Source organism: Martelella mediterranea DSM 17316 (assembly GCF_002043005.1).
Classification (GTDB): domain Bacteria; phylum Pseudomonadota; class Alphaproteobacteria; order Rhizobiales; family Rhizobiaceae; genus Martelella; species Martelella mediterranea.
Genome location: NZ_CP020331.1, coordinates 34,619 through 60,485, shown reverse-complemented (window position 1 = coordinate 60,485; position 25,867 = coordinate 34,619). Strand labels below are relative to the sequence as shown.

At 62.7% G+C, this 25,867-nt stretch carries 19 protein-coding genes; 14 read left to right on the top strand and 5 right to left on the bottom strand.

Annotated elements, in window-relative coordinates; translation table 11 throughout:
* Positions 1-21 precede the first annotated feature (21 nt).
* Positions 22-1,500, top strand: coding sequence for an inorganic phosphate transporter (locus Mame_RS22010; RefSeq protein ID WP_018067032.1), 1,479 nt, complete (start codon positions 22-24; stop codon positions 1,498-1,500).
* 167 nt (positions 1,501-1,667) lie between these two features.
* Here Mame_RS22010 and Mame_RS26800 read toward each other — a convergent pair whose 3' ends face one another.
* The 3 genes from Mame_RS26800 to Mame_RS21995 form a co-directional block, all read right to left on the bottom strand.
* Positions 1,668-2,072, bottom strand: coding sequence for a hypothetical protein (locus Mame_RS26800; RefSeq protein ID WP_155122253.1), 405 nt, complete (start codon positions 2,070-2,072; stop codon positions 1,668-1,670).
* A 207-nt stretch (positions 2,073-2,279) separates the two neighbouring features.
* A complete protein-coding gene (locus Mame_RS22000; protein WP_018067030.1) occupies positions 2,280-2,654 on the bottom strand; it encodes a YybH family protein in 375 nt (124 codons plus the stop codon).
* Positions 2,651-3,340, bottom strand: a complete 690-nt coding sequence (locus Mame_RS21995; RefSeq protein WP_018067029.1) for a GntR family transcriptional regulator — start codon at positions 3,338-3,340, stop codon at positions 2,651-2,653. Before Mame_RS21995 ends, Mame_RS22000 begins: the two co-directional genes overlap by 4 nt.
* A gap of 238 nt (positions 3,341-3,578) precedes the next feature.
* On the opposite strand from Mame_RS21995, the gene Mame_RS21990 reads away from it, so the two are divergent.
* From Mame_RS21990 to Mame_RS21930, 13 genes are all read left to right on the top strand, one after another.
* Complete coding sequence (locus Mame_RS21990) at positions 3,579-5,411, top strand: gamma-glutamyltransferase family protein (RefSeq protein ID WP_018067028.1); 1,833 nt, start codon at positions 3,579-3,581, stop codon at positions 5,409-5,411.
* Between the two features lie 48 nt (positions 5,412-5,459).
* Positions 5,460-6,974: an ABC transporter substrate-binding protein gene (locus tag Mame_RS21985; RefSeq protein ID WP_018067027.1), complete on the top strand. Its 1,515-nt coding sequence runs from the start codon at positions 5,460-5,462 to the stop codon at positions 6,972-6,974.
* Between the two features lie 11 nt (positions 6,975-6,985).
* The gene (locus tag Mame_RS21980; RefSeq protein ID WP_018067026.1) at positions 6,986-8,011 is read left to right on the top strand and encodes an ABC transporter ATP-binding protein; all 1,026 of its coding nucleotides are present in this window, start codon (positions 6,986-6,988) and stop codon (positions 8,009-8,011) included.
* Entirely contained in the window at positions 8,008-9,102 is a 1,095-nt protein-coding gene (locus tag Mame_RS21975; RefSeq protein ID WP_018067025.1) for an ABC transporter ATP-binding protein, read from the top strand. The genes Mame_RS21980 and Mame_RS21975 overlap by 4 nt, the downstream gene beginning before the upstream one ends.
* Positions 9,099-10,040 carry an ABC transporter permease gene (locus Mame_RS21970; protein ID WP_018067024.1) on the top strand — a complete coding sequence of 314 codons (942 nt, stop codon included), beginning with the start codon at positions 9,099-9,101 and terminating at the stop codon, positions 10,038-10,040. Before Mame_RS21975 ends, Mame_RS21970 begins: the two co-directional genes overlap by 4 nt.
* Positions 10,041-10,042: 2 nt before the next feature.
* Positions 10,043-10,927 (top strand): ABC transporter permease, encoded by an 885-nt coding sequence (locus Mame_RS21965; protein ID WP_018067023.1) that lies wholly within the window; start codon positions 10,043-10,045, stop codon positions 10,925-10,927.
* Between the two features lie 32 nt (positions 10,928-10,959).
* The gene (locus tag Mame_RS21960; RefSeq protein WP_018067022.1) at positions 10,960-11,934 is read left to right on the top strand and encodes a bile acid:sodium symporter family protein; all 975 of its coding nucleotides are present in this window, start codon (positions 10,960-10,962) and stop codon (positions 11,932-11,934) included.
* A gap of 359 nt (positions 11,935-12,293) precedes the next feature.
* Positions 12,294-12,545, top strand: a complete 252-nt coding sequence (locus Mame_RS21955) for an FCD domain-containing protein (RefSeq protein WP_018067020.1) — start codon at positions 12,294-12,296, stop codon at positions 12,543-12,545.
* 498 nt (positions 12,546-13,043) lie between these two features.
* Complete coding sequence (locus tag Mame_RS21950) at positions 13,044-13,931, top strand: glycosyltransferase (protein ID WP_018067019.1); 888 nt, start codon at positions 13,044-13,046, stop codon at positions 13,929-13,931.
* Between the two features lie 63 nt (positions 13,932-13,994).
* Positions 13,995-14,858 (top strand): amidohydrolase family protein, encoded by an 864-nt coding sequence (locus Mame_RS21945; protein WP_018067018.1) that lies wholly within the window; start codon positions 13,995-13,997, stop codon positions 14,856-14,858.
* Between the two features lie 189 nt (positions 14,859-15,047).
* Positions 15,048-17,129: an AMP-binding protein gene (locus tag Mame_RS21940; RefSeq protein ID WP_018067017.1), complete on the top strand. Its 2,082-nt coding sequence runs from the start codon at positions 15,048-15,050 to the stop codon at positions 17,127-17,129.
* Entirely contained in the window at positions 17,129-19,015 is a 1,887-nt protein-coding gene (locus tag Mame_RS21935) for a beta-ketoacyl [acyl carrier protein] synthase domain-containing protein (RefSeq protein ID WP_018067016.1), read from the top strand. The genes Mame_RS21940 and Mame_RS21935 overlap by 1 nt, the downstream gene beginning before the upstream one ends.
* Positions 19,012-23,073 (top strand): SDR family NAD(P)-dependent oxidoreductase, encoded by a 4,062-nt coding sequence (locus tag Mame_RS21930; RefSeq protein WP_018067015.1) that lies wholly within the window; start codon positions 19,012-19,014, stop codon positions 23,071-23,073. The genes Mame_RS21935 and Mame_RS21930 overlap by 4 nt, the downstream gene beginning before the upstream one ends.
* Before the next feature lie 29 nt (positions 23,074-23,102).
* Here Mame_RS21930 and Mame_RS21925 read toward each other — a convergent pair whose 3' ends face one another.
* Both Mame_RS21925 and Mame_RS21920 read right to left on the bottom strand, forming a co-directional pair.
* Positions 23,103-24,830, bottom strand: a complete 1,728-nt coding sequence (locus Mame_RS21925; protein WP_018067014.1) for a beta-ketoacyl synthase N-terminal-like domain-containing protein — start codon at positions 24,828-24,830, stop codon at positions 23,103-23,105.
* Positions 24,814-25,866: a MupA/Atu3671 family FMN-dependent luciferase-like monooxygenase gene (locus Mame_RS21920; RefSeq protein ID WP_018067013.1), complete on the bottom strand. Its 1,053-nt coding sequence runs from the start codon at positions 25,864-25,866 to the stop codon at positions 24,814-24,816. The genes Mame_RS21925 and Mame_RS21920 overlap by 17 nt, the downstream gene beginning before the upstream one ends.
* Position 25,867: the final 1 nt, after the last annotated feature.

Sequence of the window (25,867 nt, the reverse complement as noted above, 5' to 3'; positions counted from 1 at the left end):
AGGACTTCAAGGAAGATCATATTGACCGATGACGCCACCCGGCAGTGGAAGACGCTCGACAAGGATCTGAACCGTCTGTCGCGTCTGGAAGAAGCCTCCATGTACGCCTCGCGCCCCCTGGTGGGGGTCGGCGTCAGCCTTGTCTTCGTTTCCTTTGCAGCCGTGGCCGCCGCGATTTTCGCCGGCGGCGAACCGCAAAGCCTTGCCCTTGTCGTCGCCGCGGCATTCGGGGCCTATATGGCCCTCAATATCGGCGCGAATGACGTGGCGAACAATATGGGGCCGGCGGTCGGGGCGAAAGCCCTGTCAATGCTGGGCGCGATTGCCATCGCCGCCGTTTTCGAAAGCGCCGGCGCGCTGCTGGCAGGCGGCGATGTGGTTGCCACGATCTCCAAGGGGATCATCGACCCCTCGGCGCTTTCCAACACGGCAGTGTTCGTGCGGGCGATGATGGCGGCGCTGCTGGCGGCATCGATCTGGGTCAATATTGCCACCTGGATCGGCGCTCCGGTCTCGACCACGCACTCCGTGGTGGGTGGAGTGATGGGCGCGGGCATCATTGCTGCGGGGCTGGGAACCGTCAACTGGGCAACGATGGCCCAGATTGCCGCAAGCTGGGTGATCTCGCCGCTGCTGGGCGGCATTTTCGCCGCGGCGGTGCTCGCCTTCATCAAATGGCGGGTCATCTATGTCGACGACAAGATCGCCGCGGCACGAACCTGGGTGCCGGTGCTGATCGGCGTGATGAGCGCGGCCTTCGCCACCTATCTCGCGCTCAAGGGCCTGAAGCATGTGATGGCCATCGATCTCTCCACCGCGCTGCTGATCGGCGTAGTCGCGGGGGTAGCCTTCGGTCTGTTGTCGGTACCGCTTATCCGGCGCCAATCCGAAGGACTCGAAAACCGGAACCGGTCCCTGAAATCACTGTTCAACGCGCCGCTCGTGGTCTCAGCGGCACTGCTCTCCTTCGCCCATGGCGCCAATGACGTTGCCAACGCCGTCGGGCCGCTTGCGGCGATCGCCTATGTGCATCAGTCCTCCAGCGTAGCGGGCGAGGTATCGATACCGCTCTGGGTCATGCTCATCGGTGCGCTCGGCATTTCCTTCGGCCTTGTGCTCTTCGGCCCCAAGCTGATCGGCATGGTCGGCAGCCAGATCACCAAGCTCAATCCGATGCGGGCCTATTGCGTGGCGTTGTCGGCTGCGGTTACCGTCATTGCCGCATCCTGGCTGGGACTGCCGGTGAGCTCCACGCATATCGCGGTCGGCGGGGTCTTCGGTGTGGGCTTTTTCCGCGAGTGGTACACCGAACGGCGCGCCCGTCGTTTGATGCGGGAACGCCCTGCCGGTCGCAGGCTGCCCGGGCAGGAACGCGCCCGTCGCAAACTCGTCCGTCGCTCCCACTTCATGACGATCATCGCAGCCTGGGTGATCACAGTGCCCGCCGCAGCGCTTCTGTCCGCCGCATGTTTCCTGCTGCTGCGCGCAATCGGGTTTTAGTGAGGCCATGCGGCCGGACTCGAATGACAGGTTTTAGGTCAACGACACGTGAACCGGTACGCCCACCACGGAGGCGCAAACGCCAGAACGATCCGGGCGGCCTCGGCAAGCCATTCCCGGTCGGCAATGATGTTCGAACGACGTTTCCTTATGTCCTGAAATTACAATCATAGACAGTCTCCAGGCTTCTCGTACTTGATCGAACGCCAGAGAAGTTCGACGAAAAGGTTGGCATGGACATCGAACTGCTGGGAAAACTCCGCCAGCGTCTGCTCACCTCGGATAGCGGCAAATGCCACCTTCGCCTTGAAAGCCGGGCTAGAGCCCTTCAGTCTTAAATGGAATCCGTTCTGTTTGCCCAAACCGGTCATTCCACGCGAAGAAGCCCGCACGGCATAGCCATAGCTATGGCGAAGGGCTTCGACAAAGTGGAGGGCCGGTTTCGGCAAACCCGAAGGGCGGCATGAATTTGCGCCATTACCGGCGGTCTTCGGCTTGGACATAGTTACGGCTATGCCCTGCGCCAAAGCCCTTGGTCCTGGCGCAAATTCCTTGCCGCAGAACGCTTCCATTTAAGCCTGAAGGGCTCTAAGGTTCCGGCTCGGTCATCTTGTCATGATTTCTCCTGTTCCCGACATCTAAGACGAAGTCAGGCAGAAACTCCGCTTACCCTAGCTGTGCAGATGCTCAGTACTTTCATTATCTTTGTCCCGCTTTTGATAGTCAGGAATGGAGACCGGAAACGCATTTCAAAGCCGGAACGTTGCCGGTCTCGAGCATCATTCCTGTGCCGAGACATGATTCAGCGCAATTATCCAACGCCCCATGCGCTTGCGCATCAGGCGCGTGTTGATACCCCGCTGATTGCCGGCTTTGCGGGTAAGTGTAAAGCTGCTGACAAGCTGGGCCGCATCATCCGCGAGCATCTCTATTCGAATGTCTGAAAACTTGAGCGAGCCTTGCGAACCAGGGGCGCCGCCGTAATCCGCGATATAGTGATCGAGGGTCGCCTGCCAGTCCTTCTGGATCCGCCCGCGCGAAACGAAGATCACATCCGGGTTTGCAAACCCTTCCATGTAGCCGGCAAAATCGCCGCGATTCCATGCTGCTTCCATTTCGGCGATCACAGCGCGGATGGCTTGCTGCGCGCTCATTGCGTCTCTTCCGGTTTCATCTCGGCGCTATCCTGCCGCCTGCTGATCACCTCATGTGCCGCGGAGATCAGATGCCGGCGAAGCGCGCTTTCGGCCGCCTCGGGGTTCTGGTCGAGGATCGAATCCACGATCTGCTGATGCTCGAGCGAGGACCGTTTGAGCCGGCCGGCATCCCCAAGCTGGTATTTGCGGAACGGTGCGAGCTTCAACCGCAGCGCCTCTGCCGAGGCGATGATATCGGTGTTGTGACAACCAGCGAAGATCAGCGTATGGAAGCGGGTGTTCAATGCCTCGTAGGCACTGCTGTCAGCAATCGCGGCGAGACCTTCCATCTCGCGATGCAGTTTCTGGAGTTCGGCACGCTCGCTCATCGTCATACGGTGACAGGCAAGCCGTCCGCAGACCGCCTCAAGCTCTGCCATCGCCTCGAACATCTCATCGATGCGCGCCGGCGAGATACGCGTGACCACGACGCCCTTGTATGCAATACGATCGGCAAGCCCGCGACCGCAGAGGATGTGAAGCGCCTCGCGCACCGGCGTGCGGGACACCGAAAACTGGGCAGCGATGGCGGTTTCATCAAGTTTGGCTCCGGCGGGAATGCCTCCGCTGATGACCTGCTCTTCAAGTTCTCCCGCGATCCTGTCCCCGAGGCTCATCTTTTGCGCCGATGTTTTTTCCAGCATTTTCATTTCCTTACATCCAGACTGGCGCAAAGAGAACCAGATCGCCCCAGCCTTAAGATGATAAATTACACAATGCACTTGCCATATGACACGTTAGTATACAGTATGTGCACAAAAAATCGGAGAACTCGGTTGTTTCCTCGTTCGGGTGCCGATTATTGTATTCTTATAAGCAAAACACGACCTGATTGTCGACAATCGGATCGTTTGGTTCATAGCGCGTCCAGAGGCTGAGATTATGGCATTCACGACCCGACCCGAACTCAGGGGCACTTTTGGTGCCGTCTCATCCACGCATTGGCTTTCCGCTGCCGTCGGCATGTCCATTCTCGAGAAGGGCCACACGGCCTTTGACGCGGCAGTTGCCGCAGGCTTCGTACTCCAGGTGGTCGAGCCGCATCTGAACGGTCCAGGTGGTGAGGTTCCAATCATCGTGTCGCCGGCTGGCGCCGACAAACCCGTGGTGATTTCCGGCCAAGGGCCGGTTCCTGCCAAGGCCACGATCGAGCATTATCGCGGCCTTGGCCTCGATCTCATTCCGGGCACGGGCATGCTCGCCGCCTGCGTTCCCGGCGCATTCGGGGCGTGGCTGACGCTGTTGCGCGACTATGGCACGGCCGAACTCGAAGATGTGTTGGCGCCCGCGATCGGCTACGCCGAGAACGGCCACCCGCTCGTGCCGCGCATCGCCAACACCATCGCCGCCATGCGGCCGCTGTTCGAAACCCACTGGCCAACCTCTGCGGCAACCTATCTTCCCGGTGGCAAGGCGCCGGAAACCGGCAAGCTGTTCCGCAATCGTGAACTGGCGGCGCTCTACACCGAACTTCTGAAGCAGGCAAACAAGGCCTCCACGCGCGAAGCCCGTATCCAGGCCGCCCTCGATTTCTGGTATCGCGGGCCGGTGGCGGAGAAGATCGCGGCGTTCTGCGAGAACGAGGACGTCTGGGATGTCTCCGGGCGTCACCATCGCGGTCTGATCACGGCCGACGACATGGCGAATTTCACGCCGAAGATCGAAGCGCCGGTCTCCACGACCTATGGCGACTACGAAGTGTTCAAATGCGGTCCGTGGTCGCAAGGTCCGGTCCTGCTGCAGATGCTGAACATCCTGAAGGGCACGGACATCGCCTCGGTCGACCCGATGGGACCCGACTTCGTCCATCTCGTCGTTGAGGCCGCCAAGCTCGCCATGGCCGACCGCGAAAGCTGGTATGGCGATGGCGGCGACGTACCGATGGCAACGCTGCTGTCAGACGCCTATGCAGACACCCGTCGCGCGCTGATCGGCGATGAAGCCTCTCTCGAAGTGCGCCCCGGCAGGCCGGACGGCCGCAATCCGCCGATGCCGCCGCATCGAAAGGTTGGAACGATCGCCCAGCCCGGCCTCGGCGGCGGCGAACCGACGGTGGCGAAGGAGCAAAAACTTCCCAATGATGCGGCAGGCGAGCCGACACTGACCCGTGAAGGCGCCCAGCGCGGCGACACCGTGCAGGTCTCCACGGTCGATCGCTGGGGCAACATGGTCTCGGCCACGCCGTCCGGCGGCTGGCTGCAGTCGAACCCGGTCATTCCTGGCCTCGGCTTCTGCCTGACCACCCGCGCCCAGATGTTCTGGCTGGAAGAAGGGCTTAATTCGTCGCTGAAGCCCTCCGTTCGCCCGCGAACGACGTTGACGCCTTCGACCGTGTTCCGCGACTGCAAGCCCTACATGGCCTTTGGCACGCCCGGCGGCGATCAGCAGGACCAGTGGCAGTTGATCATGTTCCTGCGTCATGTCCACGCCGGCATGAACTTGCAGGAGGCGATCGACGCGCCTTCCTTCCACACGGACCATCTGCCAAGTTCCTTCTGGCCGCGCGAGATCAGCCTCGGCGCCGTCACCATAGAAGGACGCTATGGCGAACAGACCCGCGCCGAACTTGCCCGGCGCGGCCACAAGCTTACCATCGGCGATGACTGGTCGGAAGGCCGGCTTTCGGCGGTGGCGCGAGAAATGGATGGCGCCTCGCTTCTGCTGAAGGCGGGAGCCAACCCGCGTGGCGTGCAGGGCTACGCCGTCGCACGCTAGGGCTTCGATCCGACCCAACTTAACGTACCAACCAAAAATGAGGGAATAATGAAAACGCCAATTCACCTTGCACTGCTCGCAAGCCTCGCCCTTGGGGCCATGGCCGCAAGCCCCGCCGCAGCCCAGTCCGTGCTCAATATCGGCCTGCAGGATGATCCGGACACGCTCGATCCGGCCACCAACTGGAGCTTCGTGGGCCGTCACGTTCTGCAGTCGCTCTGCGACAAGATCGTCGATATTGACGAACAGGGCCAGATCGCGCCGAAGCTGGCGACGAGCTGGGAGTGGAACGATGACTCCACCGCCCTGACGCTGCACCTGCGCGACGATGCGGTGTTCCATGACGGCACGCCGATCAATGCCGAGGCGATCAAGTACAATCTCGAACGCAACCTCAACATGCCGACCTCGCGCCGCAAATCCGAGATCAGCGCCATTTCGTCGATCGACGTCGTTGACGGCACCACCGTCACGATCAACCTTTCGGCCCCGTCGGTTCCGCTGCTGGCGGCCCTTTCCGACCGTGCCGGCATGGTCATCAGCCCGAAGGCCGGCGAGGAACTGGGTGAAAACTTCACCAATGCTCCGGTCTGCTCGGGTCCGTACAAATTCGTCGAACACGTCGCCCAGGACCGCATCGTTCTCGAAAAATTCGACGATTATTACGATGCCGACAGCTACTCATTTGATGAGCTCATCTTCCGCGGCATGCCGGATTCCAACGTTCGCCTGCTCAACCTGCGCTCCGGCCAGCTCGACCTGATGGAACGCCTCGCCGCGACCGATGTGGCTGCTACCGAAGCGGACGCGGACTTCTCCGTGCTGCCTGTCGTCGGTCTCGGCTATTACGGCGTCACCTTCGACATCGGCGGAGAAGGCGCCAATCTCGACGCCGGCAAGAAGGCACTGGTGCGTCAGGCCTTCAGCCTCGCCATCGACCGCGACGCGCTGAACCAGGTCGTGTTCGAGGGTCAGGCCGCCACCGGCAACCAGCCCTTCCCGCCGCAGAGCTTCTGGTACGATCAGGAATTCCCGGTTCCCGCCCGTGATGTCGAGGCCGCCAAGGCCAAGATGGCCGAAGCCGGCGTCGAGAGCGTCGACCTCGAGGTTCTGGTGCCGACCGATGCGGAACGCCAGCAGGTCATGCAGCTTGTCCAGGCCATGGTCGGCGAGATCGGTATCAACGTCTCGATCAAGCCGACGGAACTGATGACGCTACTCGATATCGCCCGCCAGGGTAAGTTCGAGGCCCATCTGGTTGGCTGGAGCGGTCGCGTCGACCCCGATCTCAACATCACGCCGATGCTCTCCTGCGGCGCGGCCGGCAATGACGCCCACTACTGCAACGAGGACATGGACAAGCTGCTTGCCGAAGCCCGGGCCCTGAAGGACCCGGATGCACGCAAGGAAATCTACAGCGAAGTGATCTCGATCCTGCAGGAAGATCTGCCGATCGTCTATCTCTACCACTCGAAGTGGATCTTCGCGATGGACTCGGATGTCCAGGGCTTCAAGGCCTATCCGGACGGCATCATCCGCCTGACGGGCGTGACCGCCGAGTGATACCGACGGTTATGACAGACACGGACGACAGCGCATCGGCCCTCAGGGCCGATGCTTCCCGCAAAAATGTGCTAGAAATTGACGGACTGAGCGTTGTCTTCCACGGCGATGACCGGACGACGACGGCGGTCGACGGGGTGAGTTTTACCGTCAAGCACGGGCGTACGCTCGCCGTTGTGGGCGAATCCGGCAGCGGCAAGAGCGTGACGTCGCTTTCGATCCTCCGGCTTTTGCCGAAACACAGTGCCGAAATCTCGGGCCACATCCGCTTCGGCGGCCGGGACCTTCTGCATGAACCTGAAAGCGTGTTGCGCAACCTGCGCGGCAACCGGATGGCGATGATCTTTCAGGAGCCGATGACCTCGCTGAACCCGTCCTACACGGTCGGCGACCAGGTGATGGAAGTCATCCTGCGCCACACCGACATGGCCAAGCGCGAGGCCCGTGAACGGGCAATCGAGATGCTGCGGCTGGTGCGCATCCCGTCGCCCGAGGTGCGGTTTGATCAATATCCTCACAATCTCTCCGGCGGCATGCGCCAGCGGGTGATGATCGCCATAGCGCTGGCCTGCGATCCGGAATTGCTGATTGCCGACGAGCCAACCACCGCACTCGATGTGACCGTACAGGCGCAGGTGCTGGACCTGATGCGCGAACTGCAGCAGAAGACCGGCACGGCCATCATTCTCATCACCCACGATCTCGGCGTTGTTGCTGAAAGCTGCGACGATGTGATCGTGATGTATGCGGGGCAGGTGGTCGAGCAGGGCACCGTCGAACAGCTCTTCGCCTTTCCCCAGCATCCCTACACCGTAGGCCTGCTAGGCTCGTTGCCGCGCCTTGATGCAGCCCGTGAACGGCTGGCCACGATCACCGGCATGGTGCCGGACATGTCGGCGCCGCCCACCGGCTGCCGCTTTGCTGAACGCTGTCCCTTCCGCATGGAAAAATGCGCCGAGGCACAGCCGCTTCACGAAGTTCGCGACGGCCATTTCAGCCGCTGCTGGCGCACCCCGCTCGAGGAGCTAGTCCCTTGACCGATTTTCAGACCCCGATCCTCGAAGTGAAGGACCTCAGTTGTCATTTCGTCGTCAAGCGTGACCTCCTCGGTCGCCCGAAGGCCAAAGTCCAGGCGGTCGACGACGTTTCACTGAAACTGATGCCCGGGGAGACGCTCGCCGTCGTCGGTGAATCCGGCTGCGGCAAGTCGACGCTTGGCCGGATGATGATGCGCCTGATCGAACCCACCACCGGCAAGGTCTTTCTCGACGGTGAGGATATCACCGCGCTCGGCCATCATGAATTGCGCTTGCGCCGCCGGCATGTCCAGTTGATCTTCCAGGATCCTTATGCCTCGCTCAATCCGCGCATGACGATCGGGCAGACGATCGCCGAGCCCCTGAAGCTCTACAATATCCTGCCGGCATCCAGACGCCGCGCGCGCGTTGATGAACTTCTGAGCCTCGTCGGCCTCAGGCCAGAACAGGCCAATCGCTATCCGAACGAGTTTTCCGGCGGCCAGCGTCAGCGCGTGGTCATTGCCCGCGCGCTCGCCTCGGAACCGAAGGTGATTGTCTGCGACGAGGCCGTTTCCGCGCTCGATGTCTCCATCCAGTCGCAGATCCTGAACCTTCTGAAGGATCTTCAGGCGCGCTTCAACCTCGCCTTCATCTTCATCTCGCATGATCTGAGCGTGGTGAAACATATCAGCGACCGCATTGCGGTGATGTATCTCGGCAAGCTGGTCGAGCTCGGCACCTCGGCGCAGATTTTCGCCGCCCCCCGCCACCCTTATACGCGTGCGCTTCTGTCTTCGATCCCGGTCGCGGCGACGCGCACCATCAGGCCACCGGCGTCCGAAAGGCTCGTGGGCGATCTGCCGAGCCCGATCGCTCCCCCCTCCGGCTGCCGTCTGCATACCCGCTGCCCGCATGCGCGCGCCGAATGCACGTCCGTGCCGATGGCGCTGGAAGCGGATGCGTACGGCCATGCCAATGCCTGTCCGTTCTGGCGCGACCTGCCGGTGGCTGACCTCGGCCTCGACGGACGGGAAAGCCGCGATCCGCGCCTGGAAGCGCTGTTTTCCGCCTTCGAGGCCTTTGCAGCCGAAGGGAGGGCCGCGCCATGACATCGCTTATCGCGCGACGCCTGCTGCAGCTCATCCCGACGCTGATCATCCTGTCGATGATCATCTTCTCGTTGCAGCATCTCCTCCCCGGAGATCCGGCGCTGATGCTTGCCGGTGAAAACCCGAGTGACGAGATGATCGCCGCCATCCGCGCGCAATACCATCTCGACCAGCCAATTCCCGTCCAGTACCTGTTTTGGGTAAAGGGCGTGCTTGCCGGCGATCTCGGCATGTCGATGCGCCACAACCTGCCGGTGCTCGACCTCATCATCTTGAAACTGCCGGTGACGCTGCAGCTCGCGGTCATGGGCATTGTCGTTGCGATGGTTCTCGGTATCGCCGGCGGTATTGTTTCGGCTCTGCGTCCCAACAGCGCCATCGATTATTCGGCCAATGTGGTTTCGCTTGCCGGTATCTCGGTTCCGAATTTCTGGCTCGGCATTCTGCTGATTCTGTTCTTCTCAGTGCATCTCGGCTGGCTGCCTGCGTCCGGCTATGTCAGCCCGTTCAAGGATTTGCGGATGAATCTGGCGACGACCGTCATGCCGGCCTTCGTGCTCGGCACGGCGATTGCCGGCATTATCATGCGCCACACCCGCGGGGCCATGTTGCAGGCGCTGGAAAGCGACTATGTGCGCACCGCCCGCGCCAAGGGCCTCAGCGAATGGAAAGTCGTCTTCAAGCACGCGATGCGCAACGCGCTGACGCCGATCATCACGCTCGGCGCACTCGAATTCGGCACCCTGCTCGGTGGCGCCGTGCTGACCGAGCAGATATTCACCATCCCCGGCTTCGGCAAGCTCATCGTCGATGCGGTGTTTACCCGCGACTATCCGGTGGTGCAGGGCGTGGTGCTGGTCACGGCCGTGTTCTACATCCTTCTCAACCTTCTGGCGGATATCGGGTACATACTCGTCAATCCGAGACTGCGAGGCTAACCATGTCAGCGATCCCGGAAACCGAGAAGGCCACACGCTCGCCCATCCTCGGCCTTTTTCAGAGTCGCGTCTGGCGGCGTTTGCGGAAGCGCAAGAGCGCCCTGGTCGGCCTCGGCGTCGTTCTGTTCATGCTGTTCGTCGCCATCTTCGCCCCGCTGCTTGCCCCTTACGATCCGACCGCGCAGAGCTGGACCGCGGTGCGTCAGGCGCCCTCGCTTGCCCACTGGATGGGAACGGACGAGGTCGGCCGCGACATTCTCTCCCGCATCATATGGGGCACGCGCGCTTCGCTTCTTGCCGGCCTCACCTCGGTCGCCATCGCGATCGCCATCGGCGTGCCGCTCGGCCTTGCCGCTGGTTTTCTCGGGGGCGTCATAGACGGTTTGATCAGCCGGTTCACGGACGCGCTGCTCGCCTGCCCGTCGCTGATTCTCGCCATCGCGCTCGCCTCGTTCCTCGGGCCAAGCCTTACCAATGCGATGATCGCCATCGGCATTACCGCGACGCCGCTGTTCATCCGGTTGTCGCGCGGACAGGTGCTGTCGATCCGGAACGAGGAATATGTCGAGGCGGCGAGCGTCGTCGGCAATCCGCGCTGGCGCATTGCGGTGCGTCACATCCTGCCCAATATCCTGCCGCAACTCACCGTGCAGGCGACGTTGACGATCGCCTCCGCCATTATCTCCGAGGCAAGCCTGTCATTCCTTGGTCTCGGCCTGCAACCGCCTGACCCTTCCTGGGGTTCGATGCTGAACACCGCGCAGCGCTTCATCTCCAGTGCGCCGTGGATGGCGATGTGGCCCGGGATCGCGATTTTTTCCACAGTCCTTGCCTTCAACCTTCTCGGCGACGGCCTGCGCGACGCGCTCGATCCGCGCGCGCGCTGAGGCTGAAAGGCAAATATTTCCCAAGGACAGACATGCGTCGTTTTCTGCCCGATCAGTTCACCCTTCTTCTGCTCGCCACCGTGGCTCTGGCCTCATTGCTGCCGGTGACCGGCGCGGCGGCGGGCTGGTTCGCGATTGCCACCAAATGCGCCATCGCACTGCTGTTTTTTCTCCAGGGCGCCCGATTGTCGCGCCAGGTGGTGCTCGGCGGTCTTTTGCACTGGCGTCTGCACCTCGCCATTCTCGCGACGACTTTCGGCATCTTCCCGCTGCTGGGCTTCGGCATTGCCCATCTTTTGCCGTTCGAGCTGCCCGATGGCATGCTGGCCGGCATCCTGTTCATCGCCGTGCTGCCATCCACCGTGCAGTCCTCGATCGCCTTCACTTCGATGGCTGGCGGCAATGTGCCGGCGGCGATCTGCGCGGCGACCGCCTCCAACATCGTCGGCATGTTCGCGACCCCGCTGCTGATCGGCATCATGCTGACTGCCGGCGGACATGGCGGATTTTCCTTTGATGCGCTTTACCAGATTCTGCTGCAATTGCTTGTACCCTTCATCCTCGGCCAGCTCCTTATGCCGTGGATCGGCGGATGGGTGCGCGGCCACAAGAAGATTCTGTCGCCGGTGGATCGCGGATCGATCCTGATGGTGGTTTATCTCGCCTTTTCCACGGCGGTTGCCGAAGGGCTCTGGCATCAGCTCTCGCTCGCCGATCTGGGCGAACTGGTGGTCATCAACGCGCTGATGCTGGCTGTGGTACTGACGCTGACCATGTTCGGCAGCCGGGCACTGGGCTTTTCGCGTGCCGATGAGATCGCCATCGTGTTTTGCGGATCGAAGAAAAGCCTTGCAAGCGGCGTCCCGATGGCCGGCGCGATCTTTGCCGGACAAAGCGTCGGCGCGATCGTTCTGCCATTGATGCTGTTTCACCAGATGCAACTGATGATCTGCGCGGTCATCGCCCAGCATTACGCCCGGAGCGCTCTCAAACCGGTGAAGACCTGACAGATCGGCCCGAGGGGCATCGTAACGTCAACCGGGCGGAGAATTCCCATCACCACCCTTTAGCCAGGTCAGTGTGGCTGAACAAGTTGGCAATGCCGAGCCAAGACACCAAAGCTCGGGGGCAAACATCTCGGCGAACGATCTGGCCCCAAAAACAGGCGCAAGATCAACCGCGGAGAGAGAGCGCCGACACTCACCCCGCTGACGGCCGCCGCCAAGGCTGCGGCGACAGGGGCAACCTCTGAGGCTTTTTAGCTAGTTGCCGACCACTGACGGCAGCCAGAGCGTGAGCTGGGGCCAGAACGTGATGACAAGAAGACCGACGAGAAGCAGGCAGAGGGGCACCATCAGACTGGTCGATGCACAACGCGCTGATCGGGAGTATGCATAACGAGCTGTTTCTCAACGTCTATCGGGTGACGGCGATCAAGATCCGGATGGCCGTGCAATACCGGCTGCGCGTCACCCGGTTCAATGCCGAACGCGTCGGACGCGAGCATCTCGCTTTCCTCATCCCGATGCGTGAAGGACATGCGGAGGCGGCCAAAAGCGCCTTGCAACAGCATCTAGACAATTCGCTGACCCTCGCCTTGGGCGGCATGATTGCCTGATTGCGAGGAACCCAAGGGAAACGCTTCGCCACCGCGTACGCAAAGCTTGACGCAATCGTTCGCCTTGGCAAGGCAATTTTCCGCGCGCTGTCCCGTTAGTCGCCTTCTCTTGGAAAAAGGAATGCCGCGCCCCGTGCAGTCGCCGCTTCAACCTGCATGCAGCAGGCACAGCGTTACCTGAGGACATAGAACAAGGATCAGGATCCGGACGCAATCTGTTGTTTGCCAGTGAAAGCTGACCCGACGTGGCCTTATATTTCCACCGAGATACACCCTGGATATAGGCCTCTTGGATCACCGCCGTCAGAGCCTTCGTGTGGCGTTACCCTTCAAACCGGGTGTCTGCGGAAGCAGATCTTGTTTTGCCCCCTATGGAGGCGGTGCAGAGCCGCCGTTGACAGGTGTCATTACATTAATATATTAGGATTTTCAAGTTAGACGTGAAAAGGTCACCGCGTCGTCTTGCTATGGAATAGCGCTCGGGGAGGGGCACAAGTCATGCGCAACAACACCAGGTTCAAAGCGACAGTCGTCGTTCCGACCTACAACAGGGAGAAGATGCTCGCCAAGACCCTTCAGTCCCTTGTGGCCAGCGACATGCCGGCAGACGCTTTCGAGATCATCATTGTCGATGACGGCTCGTCGGACGCCACCTATGAACTGGTGCGCACCTTCATTGACACTGCGGATTGCCAGATCCGCTATATCTACCAAAAGGACAAGGGCTACCGCCTGGCGCGGGCGCGCAACCTCGGTCTTGAACTGGCGGAAGGCGAGATTTGCATCCTTCTCGACTGCGGGGTGGTTGTTTCGCAGGGCTGCGTGCGCGCGCATGTCGAGGCGCATTCGTCGCCGTCCGCCCTCGTCATCGGCTATGTTTTCGGCTTCAGCAATACCGGCAATGAAGACGAAGCGCTGGGTCGGGCATTGGAGACCCTAGATCTCGATAATGTCGAAGCCATGCTTGAACGTTTCCGGGCTGAAGACCGGTTCGCCGACATGCGCGAACGGACCTATCGCAAGTTCGGCGAAAACCTGATGGACCTGCCCGCGCCATGGGCGATATCCTGGGGCTGCAACCTCTCGGTTCGTCGCGAAACGCTGGGCGAACGCTTCCTGTATGACGAGAACTACGCGACCTGGGGTGCCGAGGATCTGGATTTCGCCCTCGCCCTTTACCTTTCGGGCGTCGAGTTCAAGCTCAGCCGGGACGCAAGCTCGATCCATATCCCGCACGGCAAGTCCCACGAAGTCAATTCGGCCTCATCGCGTCCGAACAAGATCTATCTCCATGGCAAGTTCCAGCGCATGGAGACCGAAATGCTGATCGACGTTCAGTCCTTCGACCTCAACGACGCCCTCGCCGATCAACGTCTTACGACCTGAAACGCGCGGCCGGCGTAGAAGCCCTGCGACCGGCCGCCGCCTTTCGAACCTTGCGGACACGTCATGCTTGTCGATGCGCATCATCATCTCTGGAACCGCGCGCGCGGCGACTATCCCTGGATGCCCGGCGCCCCGGAAATCCTGCAGCGGGATTACCTCGTCTGCGACCTCGCCCCGCTTCTTTCGCGGTTCGGCATCCGGCGCACGGTTCTGATCCAGGCCGCGCCGACGCAGGCGGAGACCGATTTCCTGCTGGATATCGCCGAAAAGACGGATTTCGTGGCCGGAGTTGTCGGCTGGCTTGATATGGAGGACGCGCAGTTTGCGAGCACGCTTTCCAGATATGCCGAACGTCCGAAATTTCTGGGCCTGCGGCCGATGCTTCAGGATATCGCCGATGATGCCTGGATCGTCCGCCCGCGCGTCCTCAAGGCGCTGGAGAAATTGGCGGAGCAGGACCTTACGTTCGATTTTCTCGTCCTCGCGCTCCACCTTCCGCATGTCGCGGAGACTCTTCGCCTGGTGCCGGGCCTACGCGCGGTTATCGACCATTTGGCCAAGCCGCCGATCGCTTCCGGAGACCTCGGCTTCTGGAAGGACGGCCTTGCCCGTCTGGCGGAATTCGACACGCTCTTCTGCAAGCTTTCCGGACTGATCACCGAAGCCGACGCCACGGCGTGGAGCGTGGACGACCTCAGTCCCGCCATCAATCACGCGCTCGACGTTTTCGGCCCGCAACGCCTCATCTTTGGCAGCGACTGGCCTGTCTGCCGTCCGGCGGGAAACTACGCCGACGTGCTGGCCGCGACGATGGCGGCCCTGCCCGCGCATCTCGCCCGCGATCCGGGAATTTTTGGCGGCAATGCAGTCCGTTTCTACGGCCTTCCGGCCTTCCCCGCCCCAAGCGACCCCGCCCTGTCGGCGTGAAAGGTATACGCGCGCGGCGTCGCGCGTTCGTCACGTATCAGAATCATGGCTGTGACACCTGTTGAGGACAGCCACGCATTTACAACATCGAGAATAATACTATTATATTAGTGTTATTGGCTGAGCGCAGCATCGCGAGGCCGCCGGCCCGGAGGAGGGATACCGGCAAGCGCCGCAGGAGGAGATCGCATGCCCACCACCCTACCCGAATCCGTCGTTCACGTGGTTCGAGACAACGCCCAACGGCTGGGGCCGAAGATCGCCTATGTGAACCTCCGAAACGGTACGGAAGAGCAGGGCCACATCAGCTACGCCCACCTCGATGAGGCATGCAGGCGCATCGGCGGCGCGCTCCAGCGGAGGCAAGCCGTCGGCGAGCGCGTGCTGCTGCTGTTTCCGCAGGGCAGCGAATTCGTCATCGGGTTTCTCGGAACCCTGTTCGGCGGCGCGATCGCCGTTCCGGCCCACACGCCGAAGCCCAACAAGCGCAGCTGGATGACATTCGAGGCGATCGTGGCGGATTGCCGACCGCGACTGATCCTCACCTGTCGCGCGCTCTTCGACAAGATCATGGCCTGGTCCCGCCCCTACCCTTCGATCAGCGCGCTGGAATTCCTCTGCATCGAGGACCTGATCGAGGAGGACGCGGCGGAGGCCTGGGACGCGGCCTTGCCGAAATCCACCGACATCGCCTTTCTGCAATATACCTCCGGCTCGACCAGCAACCCAAAGGGGGTCATGGTCAGCCACGGCAACCTGATGCACAATGCAGACCTCACGGCGCGACATATGGGCCATGATGAGGATACCGTGATCGTAAGCTGGCTGCCGCTGTTTCACGATCTCGGCCTGATCGGCATCGTCATCCAGACCCTTTTTGTCGGCGCCACCTGCTATATGATGAGCCCGGCCTCATTCAGCGGCAATCCGGCGTTCTGGCTTCAGGCCATCAGCCGCTATCGCGCCACAACCAGCATGTCCTCTGATTTCGGGTACAGGCTCTGCGTCAAGGCGATCCGCGACGACCAGATGGACGGCGTCGATCTGCGGACGTGGCGCAATGCCCTCAATGCCGCGGAACCGATCCACGCCTCGACGCTGCACAGCTTCCAGGAACGCTTCGGTCCCTACGGCTTTGCCGCGGATGCGTTCTTCCCGGCCTATGGGCTGGCGGAAGCGACACTGCTCAGCACCACGTCGCGGGTCGGCGAGCCGCCCGTCATCGTGTCCGCCGACAGGCGCGCCCTCGCCGCCGGCCGGTTTGTCAGGGCGCAGGAAGACGGCGACGCCGTCGAGCTGGTGAGTTCGGGCCGCCCGGCCGACGACATGGAAATCGCGATCGTCGACCCCGAGACTCTTTCCCCCTGCGCAGAAGGCGAGATCGGCGAGGTCTGGGTTCGCGGCGGCAGCATCACATCAGGATACTGGCGGGCGCCCGAAGAAAGCGGCAAGACATTCGGCCAGAGCCCGAGCGGGACAAACCGCTCCGGCTTCCTGCGCACCGGCGACCTCGGCGTGCTGCACGCCCGCGAGCTGTTCATTGCCGGACGGCTGAAGGATGTCATCATCCTGCGGGGACGCAACATCTATCCGCAGGACATCGAACTGACCACCAAGGACTGCCACCCGGCCTTCCGCACCGTGAATGGCGCGGCCTTCGCAATCGACACCGAAAACGGCGATGCGGTCGTGGTGGTGCACGAGGTCGAGCGCACCGCCCGCCACTCGACGGATTTCGCCGAACTCGAAAGCATCGTGCGCGAAGCGGTCTATCAGGAGCATGATATCACCCTGGCGGACGTGGTGTTCATCCCGCCTGCCTCTCTTCCCAAGACCACAAGCGGAAAGGTCCAGCGCCGCCTGACCCGCGACCTTTATCTGGCCGGCGATATCAAGCCGCTGGAGACGCAGACCCGTCCCCGAACAGCAAGCTACGCCAGCTTGCAGGCGGGTGAACTACTGCAAAGCCTGATGGAGGAGTTGCAAAAGCTGGTCGGAGAAAAGGAGCGGCGCACTGGCGACAGTTTCGGCGCGATCGGCCTGGATTCGGTTCTGGCGGCGCAGTTCGTGGCGGCGCTGAACCGGAGGTTTTCGCTCTCGCTCGATCCGACCGTGATCTGGGAACATCCGACACCTGCCCGGCTCGCCGCCCATCTGGCCGCACCCGCCGAGGCCCCGCCGGACCCACAGCCCGCCGGCACGTCGCGCCAGGACATGATCGCGAGCCTGAGGGCCGCGCTCGGCGCGAACAGCCGGGAAAGCCAGAGCTGATGGTGATGACGGGCGCAATGGAAGACAGTCAGTCCCGCTTTGGCGCAGACCGCGCGGAGCCGATCGCGATCATCGGCCTCGACGCGCGGCTTCCAGGCGCGGGCAGCCTCGCGCTTTTCTGGCAGAATCTGACCGCCTGCAAAGAGAGCGTCGGCCCGCCGCCCGATACCCGGCCGGAAGCATCCGGTCTGGGGCCCGCCGGCTATCTTGAGGACGTTTCAGGTTTCGACGCCGACTTCTTCGCGATCTCGGACGAAGAAGCCCGCCTGATGGACCCGATCCAGCGGCTGGCGCTGGAATCGGCCTGGCACTGCGTCGAGGAGGCCGGCTGGCGGCCTGCTGATCTTGCGAAACTGGACACCGGCGTCTTTGTCGCCACCGGAAAATCCGACTATGAGGAGTGCATGCAGAAGGCCGAGCTGGCACCCACGGGCCATCTGCCGACCGGTGTCGCCAGTGCGCTCGTCGCCAACCGGATCTCGTTCAGCCTTGGCCTTACGGGCCCCAGCATCGCGGTCGATACCGCTTGCTCCGGTGGGCTGACCGCACTGCACCTTGCCGCCCAGGCCATCCGCGCCGGCGACTGCGAGGCAGCGCTGGTCGGCGCAGTCAATGTCATCTTGAGTTCGACCCTTTCCGAGGGGCTGGCCGAAGAAGGCGCCCTCAGCCCGGACGGATGTACCCGAAGCTTCGATTCCGCCGCAAACGGCTATGCCCGCGGCGAAGGCGCGACCTTCTTGCTGCTGAAGCCGCTTTGGCGCGCAGAGGCCGATGGCGATCACATCCACGGCCTCATGCTTGGTTCGGCAATCTGTCACGGTGGCCGCGCCAACTGGCTGACCGCGCCGAACCCTGCGGCGCAGAAGGACCTGATCATCAAGGCATGGCGACGCTCCCAAATCGCCCCCCGGTCGATAACCTATATCGAGGCCCACGGAACGGGAACGCCGCTCGGTGATCCGATCGAATTCAATGCCTTGCGCAAGGCGGACGAGGCGATGGCGGCGGAAGCCGGAGGGAGCGAAGGCGGTCCGCCCTGCCTTGTCGGTTCGCTGAAGCCCAATATCGGCCACCTCGAAGCGGTCTCCGGACTGGCCGGCTTCATCAAGGTTCTGCTGGCCATGCGCCACGGCCAAATTCCCGGACACCCGACACTCACCGACCCGAACACGATGTGCAAGACGACCGGCACGCGGTTGCGCCTCGCAAGACAGACGGGAGACTGGACGAGACCGACGAATGCTTCCGGCGCGATATTGCCGCGCCGCGCCGGCGTCAGCGCCTTCGGCTTCGGCGGGGCCCTGGGCCATGTCGTGCTGGAGGAACCGCCGCCGGTGAGCGCGGCATCCACCCGCATCGGAAACGACCACGTGCTCCCCATCCTCCCGGTCTCGGCGAAGACGCAAGCAGGGCTCGAGCGTTATGTTCGCGCCCTCGCCGGCTTCGCCGGCAGCGGCGATGCCCCGGCACTTTCGGACTTCCTCTACACATTCCAGTGCGGACGCGTCTGCCTGCCGCAACGGATCGCCTTCCTTGCAGAGAGCTGGCCCTCGCTTTCGGAAACCCTCGATAACTGGCTCGAAGGCCGCAGCGACGCCCGCATCCTTTTATCCTCTGCAGACGCGGCCATGCCGGGGTCGGGCGATGAACTGGTCGAACTGGCGGTCGCATTCGCAAGGCAATGGATCGCCGATGGAAAGCCCGACTTTGCCGCGCTTTATGGCGAAAGCCGCGCCCGGCGCGTTTCGGCGCCCGTCTATCCGTTTTCCCGCAAGCACATCTGGTTCGAGACGGCCGAAGCGCAGGTCGCCCGCGAAACCGAACCACGGCACGGGATGACCGCGCCATCCGACCCTGTGCGACCTGGAACAGGAGAGCCTTCATGAGATCCGCGACCCCGACCCTCCCGACCCTGAAGGGTCTCGCCGCCGCAATCCTCGAAATCAGCGAAACCGGGATCGATGTCGATGAGACCCTGGGCAATCTGGGTTTCGATTCGGCATCGCTCAAACTCTTCGCCGCCCGGCTCTCCGACAGTTTCGGCCACCCCGTCGACACCATAACGCTCTTCACCTTCCCGACCCTGAACGAGCTTGCCGAACATCTCGACGAGCACTGGGCAGCGAGCGATAACCCTTCCAAGGCCCCGACTCCTGAAAAAGACACGCGGCACCACGGCGACCACGAAGGCCACGATATTGCCATTGTGGGGATTTCATGCCGTTTGCCGGGCGCGCACTCAAAGGAACAGTTCTGGAAAAACCAGATCGCAACACGGAACAGCATCACGGAAATACCGCGTCGGCGCTGGAACTGGAAAAGCATTGAGGGCGACCCTTTCAGCGAAAGCGGTCGCACGGATGTCAAATGGGGGGCCTTCATCGAAGGCGAAGACCAGTTCGCGCCTGATTTCTTCGGAATTTCGCAATACGAGGCGGAATTCATGGATCCCCAGCACCGCCTGTTTCTGACTGGGGCCTGGGAAGCAATATGGGATGCTGGCCACGATCCCCGTGCGCTCGCCGGTCAATCGGTCGGCGTCTTCGCCGGTGTCCAGTTTCAGGATTACCAGAGGCTTATCGATCAGCGCGGCCTGACCAGTGCACAGGCCTGCACCGGCAATGCCCATGCCATGATCGCCAATCGCGTCTCGTTTTTGCTGGACGTCCATGGCCCGAGCGCGGCCATCGACACGGCCTGCTCGAGCAGCCTGGTTGCCATTCACAGCGCCGTGCAGGCCATACGCCGCGGCGAATGCACGATGGCTGTGGCCGGCGGGGTCAACCTGCTGCTGACTCCTGACATGTTCATCATGGGCCGACAGTTGGGCGTCCTGTCGCCAACGGGCCAATGCCGCACCTTCGATGCCGCGGCTGACGGCTATGTGCGGGGAGAAGGCGTCGGCGTGCTGCTGCTCAAGACGCTCGCCGATGCCGAGCGCGACCACGACCGCGTCTACGCCGTGATCAAGGGCAGCGCCGTCAATCACGGCGGCAAGGCCGCATCGCTCACCGCGCCCAACAGCCGCGCGCAGGCGAGGCTGATGATCAGCGCCATGGAAGATGCGGGGCTGACGCCGAACGATATTTCCTACGTCGAAATGCACGGAACCGGCACGGAACTCGGCGACCCGATCGAAATCGAGGCGGTCAAGAGCGCCTTCCGGCAGGTTCGCGCGGATCGGCATCTGCCGCCTTCCCCTTGCACCGTCGGATCGGTCAAGACCAATATCGGCCATCTGGAGCCGGCGGCGGGCGTCGCGGGCGTCATCAACGTGGCCATGGCGATACGGGACCGCAGGCTGCCGGGTCTCTCGAATTTCAAAACGCTCAATCCCCATATCGTGTTCGAGGACGGGCTCAGCCTTCAGGCTGAGACCGGGCCGTGGCCTGCGCCCGATGCCCCGCTTGCCGCGCTCGTGAATTCCTTCGGCTTCGGAGGGGCCAATGCATCGGTCGCGCTGGCGCAACACCTGCCGTCCGGCCGTTCACCGGCCAGCGTCGATCCCATGTTCATTCCACTGACGGCCTTCACCGAGGCCGATCTTCAGGACCATGCGGCAGCCATCGCCGAAGCCATTCCTGCACTTAAGGCGCAAACCGACCCGGCGCACCTTCTGAAGGACATCGCCTTCACGCTGCAGCAGCGCGGAGAAAGCCGGCCGGTGCGCGTGGTCATCAAGGTTGCCGATACCGAGACCCTTGTCGATCGGCTCAACGCCATCATATCGGGCATTGCGACCGACGACGCCATCATAGCCGACGCGGCAACCGCTCGAAGACTGTCGCTGCCCGACCACGTCGCAGTCTGGCTTGAGGGCGGGCATGTAAACTGGCCGGCGATCGATCAGGCACGCCGCGTTTCCCTGCCAATCGTGCCCTGGCGGAGCCGAAGCTGCTGGTTCGAGCCGCGCCTCGAAGAGGTCGCCAGCGCTTCCGAGCCCGAACTCATCGGCCTGCGACCCGGCTGGCGCACGAGGCCCGCCCAGGCGGAGCCGCGCATCTGGAGCAGCAAATGCCTGTGGATGATCGGCCGGAGCGAGGAACAGATTGCCGCCCATATGCCCGCCTTCGAAAGAGCGTTGGCTGGAACGGCGACGGTCATCTCGTCAGTCTTCTCGGAAGAGGAACATTGCTTCCGGCCGTCGCTCGACGTCTGGCAATGCTCGGGTGCCGAACCCGAGGCGGTGATCGTGCTTCCGTCATCGGACGCGCCGGACCCGTCCCGCACGGAGCCGGAACTGGCCTTCTGCCTCGCCAGCGCTCTGATGGAAGACGCGTTCGGCCGCGAGATCGATATATTCCATGTAGCCTTGGAAGACTTTGCGCGCCGCCCGGCCATCGACGCGATCACCGCCTTTGCGAAATCCGCCTTTCTCGAGAATGCGCATCTGCGGCTCCACACTCTGTTCTTCGGGACGGAGGCTGCGTCCGACTGGCAGTCGCTGACGCTTGCCGAGATCACATCCAGACCGCCTGCCGTGCCGGCCTGTCTGCGCTTCAATCCGGACCGGACGACGCGCGTTCTCAGCGAGGGCGAAGCCGAAAGGACACCGGCCCCGGTCTGGTTCCGCGATGGCGGGGTCTATCTTGTTCCCGGTGGCGCCGGCGAGCTTGGACGGCGTCTCATCGCAAGGCTCGGCAAGGACATTGACGCGACTTTCATCGCCTGTGGCCGATCGGTGGCCGAAGCCAACCAGAACGCCGCGATCGCGACCCTTTCCTCCGGCATGCGCGGGCGTGCGCTTTACAGGCAGTGCGACATCACCGATGGCGCCCGGACGGACGAGCTCATCGGGCAGATCCTGACAGAACATGGGAAGATCGACGGAATCGTCAATCTGGTCACCGCCCATGACGACGCCTATATTTTCCGCAAGAACTGGGACACTTTCGACAAAGTTTCGGCCGCGAAGGTTCAAGGAACGATCAATCTCGACCGGGCGACGGCGGCGCTCGATCTCGATTTCTTCGTGGCCTTCTCCTCGCTGGCTTCGCTTGGGCTTGCCGGAGGATCGGACTATGCCTATGGCTGCGCGTTCCAGAACAGTTTCGCCGCCTGGCGTGCCGGCGAAGTCGCGGCGGGCCGCCGTCGTGGCCTGAGCAAGGCGATCTGCTGGTCGCGCTGGAAATGGGACAGATACGTCACCCCGGAATTCGACACATGGTTTGCCTCACTGGGCTTTGCCTTCCTCGACCTTGATGTGGGCCTCCAGGCGTTCCGGTCCGCGATGGCTGAGGACTCGCCGGAAACGATCATGCTCTACGGCCGGAGCAACGAGATTTGGACTGCACTCGACCGTGAAAACGCGCTCCTCCGGGGACCCGCCATCGCACCGGCAAGCATGCCCGAAGCCGAGACCAAGAGACCTCCGGCAAAAGCCGGGAGCCCGGCACAGCCGGATACCGGCGATACGCCTCGCGCGCGTCCGGCAATTTCGGTTTCGGAACGATCCGCCCCGCTGGAAACCACATTGACCGCCATCATCGGCGACCTTCTGAAGATCAACGACCTCGACCCACAGACGCGCTTCTCTGCGATCGGTCTTGATTCCGTGATGGCGATCCGGCTGATCGTCCTCGTTGACAAGGCGCTCGGGCGGCGGCTGACCCCGAAGGAACTGCTGCGCCACCAGTCCATTGCGGAACTCGCGGCATTCATGGCGCAGGACGTCGCGGTTGATGCCGGCCCGACCGCCCAATCGCAGCCGGAAACCGTCGCCGACATTCTGACCGCTGAGATTGCGTCCATGCTGCGTTCGGACGAGGTCGACCGGACGGCCCGATTTGCAAGCATGGGGGTGGATTCGATCATGGCCGTCAAGCTTTCCTCGCAACTCACCCGCCTGTTCGGCGTCGGGATCACCCCGCGCTGGTTTATCCGCCATCCAACCATCGAAAGCATGGCCGAGGAGATCGAAAACCAGAGGGCTGCCAAGGTTTGAGGCCGACCGGGCGGGTCAATCTCGCCCGGTCAAGCCGGGACTTCGCCAGAGGCGCCGCCTTTCAGGGGCGGCAGCGGATAGTGTCGGCGCCGCCAGGCAGTGAGCGGAATGCCAATCCTCGATCCGGAAAGGTGCAGGTTCCAGTCCGGCGCGCCGCCGGCGAGCCAGTCGCGCACAATGTCATCGAGGGGGTGGCCTTCGGCGCGCTCCGCGCGGTCGGATGCGAGCCATGCCCGGCAGCGCGTCGCAGCCTCAGCAGGCGTTGACGCCATGATCGCCAACCGATGCCGGCGCGCCGGGCGACCTGTTGCAAGCGTGAAGGCCATATCTGAAAGCGACACGGCGGGATCTTCGGCAAGCCAGAGCAGAAATCGTTCTACCAGTTCTGCCGTCTGCGTGACGTCCTCGCCTGAAAACAGGAGCGGCAAGGCTGCCTCGGTCATGCCGGCACGCGCTATTGAGCACGGCTCCCTCAGCACCACATGGGCGTTGCATCCGCCAAGGCCGTAGGCGTGAACGGCGACCGTGAACGGCTGCTTCCCCTCTCCGCGAAGCGCCTCCAGCAGGGTATCGGCTTGCAGGATCCGGCAGGCCTCATCGCTGAGCGCCTCGTCCTCCAGCAGGTGCCGGTGAGAGCGCGTGCCGGGCAGCACGCCATGGCGCATGGCCATCACCACCTTGATGACCTGCGAAAGACCGCCCGCAGCTTCCAGAAAACCGATATTGCCCTTGACGGAGCCGACCGGCGTGCCGGCCGGCAGCACATCCTGAAAGGCGAGCAGTTCGCTGACATCGCCACTGCCGCCATTGCCGTGCGCCTCGACATATCGGATCGTTTCCGGATCGATCCGATGGCGGGCATAGGTCCGGCGCATGAGATCGGCCTGGGCGGCGGCGCTCGGCCTCGTCAGACCGCCCGAACGCGCGCCCTGATGATTGACGCCGGTTCCGCCGATGACCGCATAGACGAAATCCCGGTCCTTCCGTGCGCGCGCCAGCGGCTTGACGATGATCGCGGCGACCCCTTCGCCCAGAACCTGGCCGCCGGAGTCCCGGTCGAAAGGCATGCAATCGCCGTCAATGGCCAGAAGACCGAGATCCTGCAGCATCACCAGCCGGCTCGGCTCCAGGAGCAGGCTGGCGCCGCCGACCACGGCCTGTTCGCACTCGCCGTTGCGGATCGCCTCGACGGCGCGGTGGAGCGCGACGAGCGCGCTCGAACAGGCGGTATCGACCACCTCGCTCGGCCCGTGAAGATCAAAGACGTAGGAGACCCGGTTCGGCACAATCGAATGCGCGCTCCCCATGGCGAGATACATGCGCGAGATTTCGTCCCAATCGCCCGCCCGCGTGTAGAACTGAAAGTCCTGATTATAAATCGCCGCGAACACGCCCGTGCTCCGTCGCGCAAAGATTTCCGGATGGTAGCCGGCATCCTCGATCGCCAGCCAGACCTCCTCCAGCAACAGCCGCTGGTGCGGATCCATGGTTTCGGCCTCGCGCGGAGACAGGCGGAAAAGCGCGTTGTCAAAACTGAAGACATCGTCAAGCCCACCCATCCTGCGAACCACGACCGCATCATCGGCGCACCAGGACCAGCGCTCGCGCGGGGGCGGCGAGAACAGGTCTGCCCCGCTTAGCAGCGACTGATAATAGGCCTCGCACCCCATGCTGCCGGGAAACCGGCAGGACATGCCGACGATCGCCATCCCTTCCGCATTTTCGCGCGGGGATGCGGCTTTACTGATATCCGGCATCGGCTGTTTCAAAGCTCTTCTTGAGTTCGGCGAGATAGGGAAGGTTGGCGCGGATGTCGCTCAACGAGGGGCCGTAATCCAGAAGACAGGCGATCTCGTCGACGCCGGCCCGCTCCGCTTCCAGCGCGAACCGCCGCGTCTGATCGACCGTGCCGAACAATGCCGCCGTTTCGAAATAGCGCTCGAACGAGTATTCCGCCATCTCATCGATCTCTTCATCGGATAGGCTGCGGCCGGCATCAACCGCGCCGCCCTGGAGATGGCTGAGCAGGCTGGTCCGGATGTATTGCAGGAACGGCGCGCGCACGGCGTTATGGACGCTTTCGGGGTCTTCATGCACATAGGTATGCAGCATCAGCGATACTGTGCCGCCGTCCGGATCGAGGCCGGCCGAGGCCCGCCCTGCCCTGTAAAGTCTGGTTTTTTCCGCCAATTGCTCCAGCGAAATCCCGGCGAGCATGGTCAGCACATTCATGCCCATTTCGCCGGCCGTGCGAAAGGTTTCGGGCTGCTTCGTCGCCGTCAGCCAGAGATCGGGCTCAGGCTGCACCGGTCGCGGATGGGTGGTGATCTGAATATCCTTGCCAGCGCCGTTGCGATAGGTCTGCGGCCGGCCGGCCCACAGGGCGCGGATTTCCGCGACACGCGCGAGCCATATGCCGCGAAGATCGCCATAGGCCTCCGGGGCAAGCACGAAGTCATTGACGTTCCAGCCACTGGCAAGCGCGAGATCGACCCGCCCATGTGACATGTTGTCGACCATCGACCAAGATTCAACGATGCTGGCCGGATGATGCAGAGGCACGACGATGCTGCCGGCCCTGAGCCGAATTTTTTTCGTGATCGCGGCAAGATAGGCCGCCATCACGGCCGGGTCGGGGTAGATTCCGCCCATGCTGTGGAAATGTCGTTCGGGAACCCAAACCGCCTCGAAGCCGTGATCGTCGCCAAATCGCGCGAATTCGGAGATTGCGCCATAGGCTCCGCCGGCATCATCCGGGTAGGAATTGGAAAAGAAGATAAGGCTGAATTTCATC